This is a genomic window from Streptomyces sp. LUP47B (genome assembly GCF_001746295.1).
In the GTDB taxonomy this organism is placed as follows: Bacteria; Actinomycetota; Actinomycetes; order Streptomycetales; family Streptomycetaceae; genus Streptomyces.
Map to the genome: position 1 here is coordinate 40,723 of NZ_MJAH01000004.1, position 14,350 is coordinate 55,072.

Sequence of the window (14,350 nt, forward strand, 5' to 3'; positions counted from 1 at the left end):
CGCCACGGCGTCCCACGGCACCCCCGCGTGAGCACACGCGGGGGTGCCGCATGTCGTCATGTCCCCAGGACCCCACAAGGTCCGACAGAGTCATTGCCTCGGAAGCCTCAGGGATCTAGGTTGAGTCGCATCCTGTGCCTCAAAGTCACCAATAGTCCACAGGAATTGACGCTCCCTCAGTACGTACACCGCACTGTCGTCCCGAGGAAGGTTCCACCGATGCCCCACCCGTATCTGCCTGCTCCCATCAGCCGCCGGCGTCTGCTGGAGTCGGGGGCCGCCGTCCTCGGCGCCCTCGCCCTCTCCTCCGGTCCCCTGGCCGGTCGCGGCCACGCGGCGGAGGGCGCCCCGGAGTGGAACGGCGCCATCGATCTCTTCCGGGTGGGCACCCAGCCCCCGCACACCACCCTCATGCCGTACGCCAATACCGGCCAGGCGCTCGCCGCCGACCGCACCCGCTCGCCGTACCGGCTGAGCCTCGACGGCAAGTGGAGGTTCGCCTACGCCGACCGCCCCGCCGACCGCGACACCGACTTCTACCGCACCGATGTGGACGACACGGACTGGGACACCATTCCCGTCCCCTCGGTATGGCAGGTGCATGGCTACGACTTCCCGATCTACGTCAACATCACCTACCCGTGGTGGGGTCCCAACGGCCTCGGCGAGGAGGCACAGCCACCCGCCGCGCCGACCCGCTACAACCCCGTCGGCCAGTACCGACGTACGTTCACCGTCCCGAAGGACTGGTCGGGGCGGCGGACCTTCCTGCACTTCGAGGGCGTCAAGTCCGCCCACTACGTGTGGATCAACGGTGAACTCGTCGGCTACCACGAGGACTCCTTCACGCCCGCCGAGTACGACATCACGCCGCACCTCAGGCCGGGCACGAACCAGATCGCGGTCGAGGTCTACCGCTTCTCCGACGGCGACTGGCTGGAGGACCAGGACATGATCCGGCTGAGCGGCATCTTCCGCTCGGTCTATCTCTACTCCACCCCGGCCGTCCACCTGCGCGACTTCAAGCTGGACACCCCGCTCGGCGACGACTACACCTCCGCCGAACTCTCGGTCACCGCGAGCGTGCGCGACTACGGCGGCGGCAACCAGGGCCGCTACACGGTCGAGACGCAGCTGTACGACGCGGGCGGCCACGCGGTCTGGTCCCGACCCCTCCAGCAGGCCGTCGCGCTCGACGCCGGCGACGAGACGACCGTGCAGGCGGCCAAGGCCGTGCCCGCCCCGAAGCTGTGGTCGGCCGAACACCCGAACCTCTACACCGCCGTCCTGCGACTGCGCGACCCCGCCGGCAAGGTGATCGAGACGCTCTCGCACCGCGTCGGCCTGCGCGAATTCGCCCTGAAGGACGGGCTGATGCGCATCAACGGCAAACCCGTCTCCGTCCGCGGCACCAACCGTCACGAGATGCACCCCGACCGCGGCACCGCGCTCACTCGCGCGGACCTCGTGAAGGACATCACGATCATCAAGCGGATGAACATCAACTCGGTCCGCACCTCGCACTACCCCAACAACCCGCTGTGGCTCGAACTCGCCGACGAGTACGGCCTCTACCTCGTCGACGAGACCAACCTGGAGACCCACGGCATCCGCGACGAGTACCCCGGCAACCACGCCGACTGGAGCGCGGCCTGTGTGGCCCGCGCCCAGAACATGGTCCACCGCGACAAGAACCACGCCTCGGTGGTGATCTGGTCCCTCGGCAACGAGGCGGGCGGCGGCAGCACCTTCGTGAACATGCGCGACTGGATCAAGTCGTACGACACCACCCGCGTCGTCCAGTACGAGGGCGACGACCGGCCCACCATCAGCGACATCCGCTCGGAGATGTACGACAGCCCCGCCACCGTCGAGTCCCGCGCGAAGAACACCAGCGACACCCGGCCGTACGTGATGATCGAGTACTGCCACGCGATGGGGAACTCCAACGGCAACTTCAAGAAGTACTGGGACATCGTCCGTCGCTACCCCGTCCTCCAGGGCGGCTGGATCTGGGACTTCGTCGACCAGTCCCTCAGTGAGCCCGTCCCGCTGCGCCAGGTGCTGACCGAGAGCGGGCCCGGCGCGCTGAAGGGTGAAGTGCTGCCCGCGAGAGCCAGGTTCGACCGTGACAAGGGCGTCTCGGGTGGCACGGTCTTCGCCCGCGACACCCGCCTCGACCTCACCGGCTCGCTGACCCTGGAGGCCTGGATCACCCCGAAGGTGACGGGCTATCACCAGCCGATCATCGCCAAGGGCGACACCCAGTACGCCCTCAAACAGTCCGGAAGGACACTGGAGTTCTTCATCTACGGCGGCGGTCAGTGGATCACGACCAGTTGGGCGCTCCCCGACGACTGGACGGGTCGGGAACACCACGTCGCCGGTGTCCTCGACGCGGCCGCGGGCACACTGACCCTCCATGTGGACGGCCAGGTCAGGGCAACGAGAACCACCACACAGCGGCCCAGCAGCAACACCGCCCCCCTCGCGCTGGCCGTCGACGTCGACAACCCCACAAGGGAGTTCAGCGGCACGATCCGGAAGGCGCGCGTGTACGGCCGCGCCCTGACCGCCGCCGAACTGGCCTCCGACAGCCGGGGGCCCGGCGACGAGGGGGTGCGGTTCTGGTTCGACGCGGCGACCGTGGGGCTCACCGGGAAGCGGTCCGCGCAGAAGACCTTCTTCGCGTTCGGCGGCGACTGGGGCGACAACCCCAACGACGGCGCCTTCGTCGCCGACGGCATCGTCACCGCCGACCGCGGCCACACCGGCAAGGCCGCCGAGGTCAAGCAGATCTACCAGGCGGTCAACGCGTCCTGGGCCGCGAACGGGTCGGTGACCCTGACCAACGAGTACCTCTTCACCAACCTCCTTGAGTTCGACGGAAGTTGGACGCTGCTCGCGGATGGGAGGGTGGTGCAGCGCGGGAAGCTCACACGGGACCAGCTGAACCTGGCCCCGCTGTCGAGCAAGAACGTCACCGTCCCGTACAAGCTCCCCAGCACTCCCGCGCCCGGCACCGAGTACTTCCTTCAACTCTCCTTCACCACCAAGGAGTCCACCCCCTGGGCGAGGGCCGGCTACGAGGTGGCCAAGCAGCAGCTCACCGTCGACGTGGACAGTCCGGCGGTGACCCCGGTGCCGCTGGCGAAGATCCCGGCCCTGCAGTATGAGGAGGCCTCCGCTCAAGTCACTGTCAGGGGCAAGGACTTCTCCGTCACGGTCGACAAGGGCAGCGGGACGATCACGTCGTACAAGGCCCACGGCACCCGCCTGATCACCTCCGGACCCGTGCCCAACTTCTGGCGGGCGCCCACCGACAACGACCACGGAAACGGGCAGCACACCCGCAACCAGACCTGGCGCGACGCCGGCACGAACCGCAAGGTGACCGACGTGAGCGTGCGGGCGCTGCGGGACCGGGCCGTCGAGATCAAGGTCAGCGGCACCCTGCCGACGACGACCGAGTCGACGTACACCACGACCTACACGGTCTTCGGCAACGGTGAGATCAAGGTCGACAACACCCTGCACCCGGGCGCGAGTTCACTGCCGTACATCCCGGAGGTCGGCACGATCCTGTTCCTGCCGCGCGGTCTGGAGCGGCTGCACTACTACGGCCGCGGACCCGAGGAGAACCACTGGGACCGCAACGATGGTACGGACGTGGGCCTCTACTCCGGGACCGTCGCCGAGCAGTGGACCCCCTACATCCGCCCGCAGGAGAACGGCAACAAGACCGACGTCCGCTGGGCCGCGCTGACCGGACGTGACGGCGTGGGACTGTTGGTCTCCGGTGAGCCCCTCCTGGAGGTCAACGCCTCGCACTTCACCCCGGAGGACCTGTCCGTCGGGGTGCGCCACGACTACCAGCTCACCCCGCGCGACGCGGTCGTCCTGCGGGTGAACCACCGGCAGATGGGCGTCGGCGGCGACAACAGCTGGGGCGCGCACACCCACGACGAGTACAAGCTGTTCGCCAACCGGGACTACTCGTACACGTATCGCCTGCGCCCGCTGACGGACGTGGGCGAGGCGACGGCGGCTTCGCGGCGGCCGACGGGCACGGCTTGACCAGTGCGCCGGATGTGCCGGGCCAGGCCGTCGGGCACCTGACGGCCTCGTCGTGGCCGGTCGCGCAGTTCCCCGCGCCCCTTCGGGCGCGGGGATCGTCTCACCCGCGCCTACGAAGCAGCGCTACGGCCAGCACCGGCCCGCACGCCAGCAGCACCGCCAGTACCCCGTAGCCATACGTCAGAGTCGCCGCCGTGGCCACCCCGGCGACCAGCAACGGTCCTCCGGCGTCTCCCAGTTCGCGTCCCAGCTCGGCCGCGCCCATCGTCTGCCCCAGCCGTTCCGGAGGAGTCGAGGCCGCGAGCGCCGCGAAGCCCAGCGGGGTGATCAGTCCCGTCCCGACGCCGATCAGCGCGGCCCCCAGCAGCACACCCGCGAGCCCCGGCAGCATCGCGCAGCCCAGACCGGCCGCCGCCAGCAGCAACCCGGCGGTCAGCCCACGCCGTACCGTCAGCCGCCCCGCGTCCAACGCCCGCCCGGCGCGCGGCTGTACGACCGCCGCGCAGGCCGCGAGCACCGACACCGCGGCACCCGTCGCCACCGTTCCGAGCCCCGCGACCGCGCCCGACACGGGCAGGAAGCCCACACCCACCGAGAGCGCGGCGGTCGCCCCGGCGAGCGCGGCCGTCGGGACCAGGAACGCCGGATCGGCCAGCCGCCGGGCCAGATCGAGGACCGTCTGCCGGGCCCGGGGGAGGGGCGGAACGACGGGTACGGCGACCAGCGCCCACACCGCCACGGCCGCACCCAGCACCGCCAGCACCGTGAACAGCAGCCGCAGCCCGCCCGCCCACACCAGCACCCCGCCGAGGAGCGGGCCCAGGGTGTAGCCGACGGACTTGTAGAAGCCGTAACTCCCGAAGGCCCGCCCGCGTTTGGCGGCCGGATTCAGCCGGGCCACCAGCGCGGACGCGGCCGGGGAGAAGGCGGAGGCCGCAGCGCCCTGCCCCAGCCGCGCGGCCCACAGCCACCCGGGGCTGTCGGCGAGGGCGTAGAGCGCGGACGCGACGGCGAAGGCCACCAGTCCGCCGAGCAGCACAGGACGCGCCCCGATCCGGTCGGCGATCGTGCCGAACAGCGGCTTGAGCAGGACCTCCGCGCCGTCGTACAGGGCGAGCAGACCGCCCAGCACCAGCAGCGAGGTGACCGCGTCCGCCGAGTCCGCGCCGAGGTTCGCGGCGATGCCGTGCGCGCCGAAGGCAGTGGTGAAACCGGCCGCGTACAGCGGCCACATCACACGCCGAGGCGGCTCACTCGGCGGTGTCACTGAGCCCCAGCCGCAGATGTTCGACGTGGTAGACGGCCTGGTCGAGCAGCTCGGCGACATGGTGGTCGTGCAGCGCGTACACCACCGACCGGCCCCGGCGCTCGCCCACGACCAGGCCCAGATTGCGCAGCAGCCGCAGCTGGTGCGAGCACGCCGACTGCTCCATCCCCACCTCGGCGGCCAGCTCCGTGGCCGGCAGCGGTCCCTCGCGCAGCCTCGCGAGGATCAGCAGCCGGGAGGGGGTGGACAGGGCCTGGAGGGTGGTGGCCACCTTGGCCACGTTGGCCGCGTCCAGACGTACGCGCTCGGCGGTTTCCTGCGCGGTGGTGACGGCTCCATGACCCATGGGCGGCATCATACCCACGGCACATGAACAGATGAATGAGTCTTCATGCGTTCCTGTATGGTTGCCCGGTGTCCACGACTCTCACCCCCGTTCGTGCCCCCTCGCCCGCCCGCTCGGCACCCCGCCGCCGCACCCGCGTCCTGGCGCTCCCCGAGGCCCGCTGGGCACTGGCGTCTGCCGTCGCCTTCCTGGCGGCCCTCGCCCTGGACCTCGGCGGCCTGTCGTGGTGGGCGTACGGCCCGCTGTACGCGGTCGCCTATGTCACCGGCGGCTGGGAACCGGCCGTCGAGGGGCTCAGGGCACTGCGCGGCAGAACCCTGGACGTCGACCTGCTGATGATCGTCGCCGCGCTGGGCGCGGCCGCGATCGGACAGGTCCGGGACGGCGCCCTGCTGATCGTCATCTTCGCCACGTCCGGCGCGCTGGAGGCACTGGCCACCGCCCGCACCGCCGACTCGGTACGCGGCCTGCTCGACCTCGCGCCCTCGATGGCGACCCGGGTGACGGAGAACGACGAGGAACCGGTCCCGACAAGTGAACTCGCCGTGGGCGACGTCCTGTTGATCCGGCCGGGCGAGCGCATCGGCGCCGACGGACGGGTCCTGGAAGGGGCGAGCGAGGCCGACCAGGCCACCATCACCGGCGAACCCCTCCCCGTCACCAAGGGCCCCGGCGACGAGGTCTTCGCCGGCACCCTCAACGGCACCGGTGTGCTGCGCGTCCGCGTCGAGCGCGACCCCGCCGACTCCGTGATCGCCCGCATCGTGACCCTGGTCGAGGAGGCCTCCCGCACCAAGGCGCCGACACAGCTGTTCATCGAGAAGGTCGAGCAGCGGTACGCGCTGGGGATCGTGATCGCCACGCTCACCGTGTTCGGCGTGCCGCTGATCCTCGGCGCCGACCTCACCGACGCGTTGCTGCGCGCGATGACCTTCATGATCGTCGCCTCGCCGTGCGCGGTCGTCCTCGCGACCATGCCGCCCCTGCTGTCCGCCATCGCCAACGCCGGGCGGCACGGCGTCCTGGTCAAGTCGGCGGTCGCGATGGAGCGGCTGGGCGAGGTGAACGCCGTAGCCCTCGACAAGACGGGGACGCTGACGGAGGGGACGCCGGAGGTCTCGGCCGTACGGCCGCTGCCGGGCTCCGGTCTGACTCCGGACGCTCTTCTCGCACTGGCCGCCGCGGCCGAGCACCCCAGCGAGCATCCGCTGGGGCGGGCGGTGGTGCGGGCGGCGCGGGAGCGGGGCCTGCGGATCACGGACGCGCGGGACTTCGTCGCCGTGCCCGGGCGCGGGGTGACGGCGGTCGTCGGGGGGCGAGTGATCGGGGTCGGGCGCGCGGGGGGCCCGGTGATCGAAAGCGTGGATTCCGGTCCGGATGTCGTTGCCGAGGCGAGCGGGGTTGTCGATCGCGCGGGGAACCCGGTGACCGAGAGCGCGGATCCCGGTCCCGACGCGGATGCGGCCGGGGTCGTCGATGGGCTGCGTGCAGACCCGCCTCATGCCCCCGCGCCCGCCCCCGGCACAGCGAATGGCGACACCGTCGTCCTCGTGACCGGCGACGGCGTCCCCCTCGGCACCATCGCCCTGACCGACCGCCTGCGCCCCCACGCCTCCGCCACCACCGCCGCGCTCACCGCCCTGACCGGCACGGCTCCCGTCCTGCTCACCGGTGACAACGCCCGGGCCGCTGCACGGGTCGCCGAGGCCACCGGTCTGGTGGACGTCCGCGCGGACCTGCTGCCCGAGGGCAAGGTGGACGCCGTACGAGAGCTTCAGGACGCCGGGCGCAAGGTGCTCTTCGTCGGGGACGGGGTCAACGACGCACCCGCCCTCGCCGCCGCCCACTCCGGCGTCGCGATGGGCCGTGCGGGCTCCGACCTCGCGCTGGAGACGGCGGACGCGGTCGTCGTACGGGACGAGCTCGCGACCGTCCCCTCGGTCGTACGGTTGTCCCGGGCCGCCCGCCGGCTGGTCGTCCAGAACCTCGTGATCGCGGGTACCTTCATCAGCGGACTCGTCCTGTGGGACCTCCTCGGCCACCTCCCGCTCCCGCTCGGTGTCGCCGGGCACGAGGGCTCCACGGTCCTCGTCGGCCTCAACGGACTGCGGCTGCTGCGCGAGTCCGCGTGGCGAGCGGGCCAGGTGCCGTTCCAGGGCACGCGAGGTTGATGTCGGATTCTCGCCAGCCCGGGCCCGGCCGGTGGCCGATGCTGGACGTATGCAGACGGGGATGTACACCGAGACCGAGCGCTGTGTGCGCGCCGTGCGGTCCAAGGACGCACGGTTCGACGGATGGTTCTTCACGGCGGTCCTGACGACGCGCATCTACTGCCGGCCGAGCTGTCCGGTCGTACCGCCCAAGCCCCAGAACATGACCTTCTACCCGAGCGCGGCGGCCTGTCAGCAGGCGGGTTTCCGGGCCTGCAAGCGGTGCCGGCCCGACACCAGCCCGGGCTCCCCGGAGTGGAACCAGCGCGCCGACCTGGTCGCTCGCGCGATGCGGCTGATCGCCGACGGCGTGGTCGACCGCGAGGGCGTGCCCGGCCTCGCCGCCCGGCTCGGCTACAGCGCCCGGCAGATCGAACGCCAGCTGCTCGCCGAACTCGGCGCGGGCCCGCTCGCCCTCGCCCGGGCCCAGCGCGCCCAGACGGCGAGGATCCTCATCGAGACGACCGCGCTCCCGATGGCGGACATCGCCTTCGCGGCCGGCTTCTCCGCGATCCGCACGTTCAACGACACCGTGCGCGAGGTCTTCGCGCTCTCACCGAGCGACCTGCGCACGCGCGCCGCGAAGAAGTCCACGCCGGACACCCCCGGCTTCCTGTCCCTGCGCCTGCCGTTCCGTGTCCCCCTCAACCCCGACAACCTCTTCGGGCACCTCGCGGCCACCGCCGTCCCGGGGGTGGAGGAGTGGCGGGACGGCGCGTACCGCCGCACGCTGCGGCTGCCGTACGGACACGGCATCGTGGCCCTCACACCCCAGCCCGACCACATCGCCTGCCGGCTGACGCTGAGCGACCTGCGGGACCTGACCGTCGCCATCAGCCGCTGCCGCCGCATGCTCGACCTGGACGCCGATCCCGTCGCGATCGACGACCAGCTGCGTACGGACCCGCTCCTGGCGCCCCTGGTGGACAAGGCTCCCGGCCGACGCGTCCCGCGCACGGTCGACGAGGCGGAGTTCGCCGTCCGGGCCGTGCTGGGCCAGCAGGTATCCACGGCGGCGGCCCGCACCCACGCCGCCCGCCTGGTCACGGCCCACGGCGAACCGGTCGACGACCCCGAGGGCGGCCTGACACACCTCTTCCCGTCCCCCGAGGCACTGGCCGCGGTGGACCCCGCCGCACTCGCGATGCCCCGTACCCGCCGCACGACCTTTGCCACCCTGGTCGGCGAACTGGCCGACGGAACCCTCCAGTTGGGCGTGGAGACCGACTGGACGGAGACCCGTACCCGCCTTCTCGACCTCCCCGGCTTCGGTCCCTGGACGGTCGACGTCATCGCCATGCGCGCCCTCGGTGACCCGGACGCCTTCCTCCCCACCGACCTCGGAATCCGCCGCGCGGCCCAGGAGTTGGGCCTGCCCTCCACCCCGGCCGCGCTGACGGCCCGGGCGGCGGCCTGGCGGCCGTGGCGGGCCTACGCGGTCCAGTACCTGTGGGCGACCGACAGTCACCCGATCAACTACCTGCCCGTATAAGGACGTCCAGTGAAACAGCACACCGTGATCGACAGCCCCTACGGCCCGCTGACCCTCGTCGCCGACGACGGCGTCCTGTGCGGCCTCTACATGACCGACCAACGCCACCGCCCACCCGAGGAGACCTTCGGCGTGCCGGACGACGGCTGGTCCAAGGAAGCCGAGGACCAGCTGAAGGCCTACTTCGAGGGCGAGTTGAAGGAGTTCACCCTGGAAGTGCGCCTGCACGGAACGGCTTTCCAGCGCACGGTCTGGGAACAGCTCCGCCGGATCCCGCACGGCGAGACCCGCACCTACGGCGAACTCGCCGACGCCCTCGGCACCCCCAAGGCCTCCCGCGCGGTCGGCCTCGCCAACGGCAGGAACCCGATCGGCATCATCGTCCCCTGCCACCGTGTGGTCGGCGCGGACGGCAGCCTCACGGGCTACGGCGGCGGGCTGGAACGCAAGCAGCGGTTGCTGGACTTCGAGCGAGGGGCTGCACTGTTCTGACCGGTGGCCGGTGATTCCCCCGGGACCGGGGGTGCCGCGCGACCTTCAGCCGCGCAGGTCCCGTCGGTACCGGATGCCGGTCCTGCCGCCGAGGTCGGCCGGGCCCGCCGGGCCGACCGGGGTGAAGCCCGCCTTGGCCAGCACCCTCTGGGACGCGATGTTCTCGTGGCTGGTGGCCGCGCACAGCGCGTCCAGCCCGTACCGGGTCGCCGCGAGCCGGCACAGCTCACGGACGGTCGCCGTCGCCACCCCGCGGCCGGTGGCGCGCTGCGCGACCCGGTACCCCAGGTCCGCGCTGCCGTCCACGAGGTCGACCAGGTTGAACCTGCCGAGTACCGAGCTGTCCTCGGCGAGCAGCACGTGAAAGGCGCAGAGGCCGGTCTCCTGCTCGGCCAGCAGGGCCTCGAACCGCTCGGCGAACCGGTCGAAGAAGGCATCACCGCGGTCGGTGACGGACGCGGCGAAATAGGCGCGGTTGGCCAGCTCGAAAGCCAGGACCGCCGGGGCGTGATCAGCGCGCAGCCGCTGCAGCTCGGGCACCGGGGCCTCAGCCCGCGCTCAGGCCGCGGAGCAGTTCGGGCAGCGCCGTCCCGATCGGTTCGCGGATCACCTCGTCGGCACGGTCGTCGTACGGTGTCGGCTCGGCGTTGACGATGACGAGACGGGCGCCGTGGTCGGCGGCGATGCCCGCGAGGTCCGCGGCCGGCTGGACCTGGAGGCTGCTGCCGACGGCGACGAAGACCTGGCAGGCCTTGGTGATCGCGACCGCCTCGCCCAGCACCACCGGGTCCAGGCGCTCGCCGAACATCACGGTCGCCGACTTCAGGATGCCGCCGCACTCCAGGCAGGGCGGATCCGCCTCGCCGGCCTCGACCCGGGCGAGCGCGTCCTCCATCGGACCGCGGGCGTGGCACTTCGTGCACACCACCTGCCGTGCGGTGCCGTGCAGTTCGAGGACCTTGCGGGCGGGCATCCCGGCGAGCTGGTGCAGCCCGTCCACGTTCTGCGTGATCACCCGCACCGGCACCCCGGACTTCTCCAGCTCGGCCACCGCCACGTGTGCGGCGTTCGGCTCGGCCTTCAGGGTCCGGTTCGCCCGCCGCATCTGCCACGAGCGCCGGCGGATCTCCGGATCGCCCATGTAGTAGTCGTACGTGACGAGCTTCTCGGCCTCGGGATCCTTCCTCCACAGCCCGTTCGGCCCGCGGTAGTCGGGGATCCCTGAGTCGGTCGAGATACCGGCGCCGCTGAGGAGGGCGACGAGGGGCTTGGTCATGGTGCCGAGGGTAGGGCGGGTGATCCTGGTGCGGCGAGTGGATATCCACCGGCGCGAGCAACCGTGAACGCCGACAGGGTGCTGGATCAGCCCACCCGGTGCCCGTTCTCCAGCTCCGCCGTCCCCGACCCTTCCGCCAGGACGTCCAGCGCGGTCAGGACCCGGCGGCCGAGTGCGTCGGGCAGGTACTCGGCCAGCTCCTCGTGCGGCACGAGCCGCCATGACAGCAGCTCCTCCTCCTGGAGGCGGATCGCCTTGAGGTCGTCCTCGCCGAGGACACCGCCGTCGTAGAGGTACGCCACCAGCGGCGGCCAGGGCTGCCGGTACACCCAGTCCACGGCGAGCAGCCGGCCGAGCTCGCGGTCGAGCCCGATCTCCTCGAGTGTCTCGCGACGCGCGCCCTGGCGCGGGGTCTCACCCTCGTCGGACTCGATCGTGCCGCCAGGGAGCGCCCAGCCCTCACGGTAGTTGGGCTCGACGAGCAGGACCCGGCCCGAGGCGTCACGGAAGAGGGCGGCGGCACCGGCGAGGATCCGGGGGAGGCCGGCGATGTACGTGGCGAAGTCAGGGGTGGTCGTCATTCTCGAAGGGTAACCAGCATCCGCGGCCGCCTTCGCCGGCTCAGCCGGTGGCCCCCGCCAACCGCAGGGTCCGCTCCGCCAGTTCGCTGATGTGCACCCCGTCGAACCCGAACACCGCGCTGCGCACCCGGTCCTCCAGCGGCTCCTTCCACTGGTCCGGGATCGCGTCCGCGCCCGTGAGCACCCCGGCCACCGAACCGGCCGTGGCTCCGTTCGAGTCGGTGTCCAGACCGCCCCGGACGGTGAGCGTGATGGTGCGGGTGAAGTCGCCGTCGCCGTAGAGCAGTCCGGCGGTCAGGACGGCCGCGTTCGGGATGGTGTGGATCCAGCCGAGCCCGGCGGTCTCCTCCGAGACCGTCGTCAGGGTGTCCTCCCAGGTCATCCGGGTGTCGTGCAGGGACGCCACCCGGCGTACCGTGCGCGCGAGGCGGCTGCTCGCGGGGATCACCGCGAGCGCCTGGTCCACGGCCTGCCGCACGGTGTCGACCGTGAACGCCGCCGAGATCAGCGCCGCCGCCCACATCGCCCCGTACACGCCGTTGCCGGTGTGCGAGAGCACCGCGTCCCGGCGGGCCAGGGACGCTGCCCGACGTGGGTCGCCGGGGCAGGTCCAGCCGTAGATGTCGGCACGAATGAGGGCGCCGATCCACTCCTGGCAGGGGTTGTCGTACGTCGCCGTCAGCGGCGGTTTCAGCCCGTTGGCGAGGTTGCGATAGGCGGCCCGCTCCGCGGTGAACGTCTGCAGATACGGCAGCCTCAGCAGCCACAGGTCGCCCACCTGTTCGGTGCTGAAGCCGAAGCCGTGGGTCTCCAGGAGGTCGAGGCCGAGGATGGCGTAGTCGACGTCGTCGTCACGGCAGCTGCCATGGATGCGGCCGCGCACACACTCACGCCACTCGGGCCGCAGTTCGAAACCGTCGCTCTCGCCGACGGGTTCGGGAAGGTAGTCGGTCAGGGGCAGGGCGGCGGCCTGCCGGAGATAGCGGTCGATCCGGTCCCGCGTCCACAGGTCGCCCTGCTCGACCGGCTTGCCGAGCATGTTGCCCGCGATCCGGCCGAGCCAGCCCCCGAGGATGCGGTCGGCCAGCTCTGGTTCGGTGCCCACAGGGGTCATAGCTCCGGTGTACCCGATTCCGGAGAGCCGCACAGTCCCCCGCCGAGGTGGTGGTGTCGTCGCTCCGGCCGCGGGACCGGTTCATGCCCTGCTGGGCGAGGTCTCGGGCACGGCGACCTTCTCGAGGCCTTCGCGGCACGTCCGTTCGGTCCCCCAGACGCTGAGTGGCCCGAGCGCCTGATGGAGCGTGTGCCCGTCCTCGGTCAGGGAGTACTCCACCCGCGGTGGCACCTCCGCGTAGACCTCCCGGTGGACGAGTCCGTCCGCCTCCATCTCCCGCAGATGCTGGGTCAGCATCTTCTCGCTCACTCCGGGCAGACCGCGGCGGAGTTCGGCGAAGCGGCGTATGCCATGAGTGTCGAGTTCCCAGAGGATGAGCCCCTTCCACTTCCCGCTCACCACGTCCAGCGCGGCGTCGATGCCGCAGATGTACGGCCCGCGCCTCGGTCCCTTGGCCATCACTGACCCCCCTTACTAAAAGGTAAGTACCGCAGAAAATAGTGGGTACTTCCGTGCTGCGGGGCGTGCTTCCAGCATGGAGGAGTGAACGGACACCAGATCCCCACCAGCACGCAGGGCAGCGCGGTCACCGTGATCGGGCTCGGCCCGATGGGCCGGGCGATGACCCGCACTCTCCTCACCGCCGGCCGCCCGGTCACCGTCTGGAACCGCACCGCCGGCCGGGCCGACGGCGTCGTCGCCGAGGGAGCGACGCGCGCGGCGACACCCGGCGAGGCCGTCGAAGCCAGTGACCTCGTGATCCTCAGCCTCACCGACTACCGGGCGATGTACGACATCCTCGACGGCTCCACCGCGTCACTCGCCGGCCGGACGCTGGTCAACCTGAGCTCGGACACGCCCGACCGCACACGCGAGGCGGCGACCTGGGCGGCGGGCCACGGCGCCGCCTTCCTCACCGGTGGTGTCATGGTCCCGGCGCCGATGGTCGGCACGGAGGCGGCCCATGTCTACTACAGCGGCCCCGGCGAGGTGATGGAGCACCATCGGGCGAGGCTGGAAACGCTCGGCACGCCCAGGTATCTGGGCGAGGATCCGGGCCTGGCCCAGATGATGTACCAAGCGCAGCTGGCGGTCTTCCTCACCACCCTGTCCGCGCTGATGCACGCCACCGCGATGCTGGGCACCGCGGGAATGAAGGCCACGGAAGCCCTGCCGGAGCTGCTCACCTTCACCGACACGATCGGCGCCATCCTGAGGGCCGGGGAGGAGACCCCCGGTGCCGCGCTGGACGCCGGTGAGCATCCCGGTGACCTCAGCACGGTCACCATGATGGGCGCGACGTCCGACCACATCGTGGAGACCAGCAGGGCACTCGGCCTCGACCTCGCGCTCCCGCTGGCCGTGCAGGCCCATTACCGACGCGCGATCGAGAACGGACACGGCAGCGACAACTGGACCCGCGTCATCGACAGCATCCGCGAGTCGCGCTGACCGGACGCGGCACCGACGAGCCCCCTTCTCAGGGACCGGGCGG

At 71.4% G+C, this 14,350-nt stretch carries 12 protein-coding genes; 5 read left to right on the forward strand and 7 right to left on the reverse strand.

The window, feature by feature from the left end:
- Positions 1-219 precede the first annotated feature (219 nt).
- Complete coding sequence (locus BFN33_RS13810; protein WP_069760315.1) at positions 220-4,077, forward strand: glycoside hydrolase family 2 TIM barrel-domain containing protein; 3,858 nt, start codon at positions 220-222, stop codon at positions 4,075-4,077.
- 100 nt (positions 4,078-4,177) lie between these two features.
- On the opposite strand, the gene BFN33_RS13815 is transcribed toward BFN33_RS13810, so the two are convergent.
- Together BFN33_RS13815 and BFN33_RS13820 are read right to left on the reverse strand one after the other, a co-directional pair.
- The gene (locus tag BFN33_RS13815; RefSeq protein WP_069760316.1) at positions 4,178-5,311 is read right to left on the reverse strand and encodes an MFS transporter; all 1,134 of its coding nucleotides are present in this window, start codon (positions 5,309-5,311) and stop codon (positions 4,178-4,180) included.
- A 16-nt stretch (positions 5,312-5,327) separates the two neighbouring features.
- Positions 5,328-5,690, reverse strand: a complete 363-nt coding sequence (locus BFN33_RS13820; RefSeq protein WP_069760725.1) for a metalloregulator ArsR/SmtB family transcription factor — start codon at positions 5,688-5,690, stop codon at positions 5,328-5,330.
- A gap of 35 nt (positions 5,691-5,725) precedes the next feature.
- Here BFN33_RS13820 and BFN33_RS13825 point away from each other — a divergent pair, with 35 nt between their 5' ends.
- From BFN33_RS13825 to BFN33_RS13835, 3 genes are all read left to right on the forward strand, one after another.
- Positions 5,726-7,861 carry a heavy metal translocating P-type ATPase gene (locus tag BFN33_RS13825; RefSeq protein ID WP_176742382.1) on the forward strand — a complete coding sequence of 712 codons (2,136 nt, stop codon included), beginning with the start codon at positions 5,726-5,728 and terminating at the stop codon, positions 7,859-7,861.
- A gap of 61 nt (positions 7,862-7,922) precedes the next feature.
- Entirely contained in the window at positions 7,923-9,392 is a 1,470-nt protein-coding gene (locus tag BFN33_RS13830; protein ID WP_069760726.1) for an AlkA N-terminal domain-containing protein, read from the forward strand.
- A 9-nt stretch (positions 9,393-9,401) separates the two neighbouring features.
- Positions 9,402-9,884 (forward strand): methylated-DNA--[protein]-cysteine S-methyltransferase, encoded by a 483-nt coding sequence (locus BFN33_RS13835; RefSeq protein WP_069760318.1) that lies wholly within the window; start codon positions 9,402-9,404, stop codon positions 9,882-9,884.
- 45 nt (positions 9,885-9,929) lie between these two features.
- On the opposite strand, the gene BFN33_RS13840 is transcribed toward BFN33_RS13835, so the two are convergent.
- The 5 genes from BFN33_RS13840 to BFN33_RS13860 all read right to left on the reverse strand — a co-directional run bounded on the left by BFN33_RS13840 (position 9,930) and on the right by BFN33_RS13860 (position 13,314).
- The gene (locus BFN33_RS13840) at positions 9,930-10,424 is read right to left on the reverse strand and encodes a GNAT family N-acetyltransferase (protein WP_069760319.1); all 495 of its coding nucleotides are present in this window, start codon (positions 10,422-10,424) and stop codon (positions 9,930-9,932) included.
- A gap of 7 nt (positions 10,425-10,431) precedes the next feature.
- The gene (locus tag BFN33_RS13845; protein ID WP_069760320.1) at positions 10,432-11,160 is read right to left on the reverse strand and encodes a Sir2 family NAD-dependent protein deacetylase; all 729 of its coding nucleotides are present in this window, start codon (positions 11,158-11,160) and stop codon (positions 10,432-10,434) included.
- Between the two features lie 86 nt (positions 11,161-11,246).
- Positions 11,247-11,741, reverse strand: coding sequence for an NUDIX hydrolase (locus tag BFN33_RS13850; RefSeq protein ID WP_069760321.1), 495 nt, complete (start codon positions 11,739-11,741; stop codon positions 11,247-11,249).
- A 40-nt stretch (positions 11,742-11,781) separates the two neighbouring features.
- Positions 11,782-12,855: an ADP-ribosylglycohydrolase family protein gene (locus tag BFN33_RS13855; RefSeq protein ID WP_069760322.1), complete on the reverse strand. Its 1,074-nt coding sequence runs from the start codon at positions 12,853-12,855 to the stop codon at positions 11,782-11,784.
- An 81-nt stretch (positions 12,856-12,936) separates the two neighbouring features.
- Positions 12,937-13,314: a helix-turn-helix domain-containing protein gene (locus BFN33_RS13860; RefSeq protein WP_069760323.1), complete on the reverse strand. Its 378-nt coding sequence runs from the start codon at positions 13,312-13,314 to the stop codon at positions 12,937-12,939.
- Positions 13,315-13,398: 84 nt separating this feature from the next.
- On the opposite strand from BFN33_RS13860, the gene BFN33_RS13865 reads away from it, so the two are divergent.
- Positions 13,399-14,307: an NAD(P)-dependent oxidoreductase gene (locus BFN33_RS13865; protein ID WP_069760324.1), complete on the forward strand. Its 909-nt coding sequence runs from the start codon at positions 13,399-13,401 to the stop codon at positions 14,305-14,307.
- The last annotated feature ends 43 nt before the right edge of the window (positions 14,308-14,350 follow it).

Bases quoted from the DNA above. Each gene is read 5' to 3' on its own strand.
- BFN33_RS13810 (WP_069760315.1), top strand. From the start codon at position 220: ATGCCCCACCCGTATCTGCCTGCTCCCATCAGCCGCCGGCGTCTGCTG.
- BFN33_RS13850 (WP_069760321.1), bottom strand. From the start codon at position 11,741: ATGACGACCACCCCTGACTTCGCCACGTACATCGCCGGCCTCCCCCGG.
- BFN33_RS13855 (WP_069760322.1), bottom strand. From the start codon at position 12,855: ATGACCCCTGTGGGCACCGAACCAGAGCTGGCCGACCGCATCCTCGGG.
- BFN33_RS13820 (WP_069760725.1), bottom strand. From the start codon at position 5,690: ATGGGTCATGGAGCCGTCACCACCGCGCAGGAAACCGCCGAGCGCGTA.
- BFN33_RS13825 (WP_176742382.1), top strand. From the start codon at position 5,726: ATGAGTCTTCATGCGTTCCTGTATGGTTGCCCGGTGTCCACGACTCTC.
- BFN33_RS13860 (WP_069760323.1), bottom strand. From the start codon at position 13,314: ATGGCCAAGGGACCGAGGCGCGGGCCGTACATCTGCGGCATCGACGCC.
- BFN33_RS13830 (WP_069760726.1), top strand. From the start codon at position 7,923: ATGTACACCGAGACCGAGCGCTGTGTGCGCGCCGTGCGGTCCAAGGAC.
- BFN33_RS13845 (WP_069760320.1), bottom strand. From the start codon at position 11,160: ATGACCAAGCCCCTCGTCGCCCTCCTCAGCGGCGCCGGTATCTCGACC.
- BFN33_RS13815 (WP_069760316.1), bottom strand. From the start codon at position 5,311: ATGTGGCCGCTGTACGCGGCCGGTTTCACCACTGCCTTCGGCGCGCAC.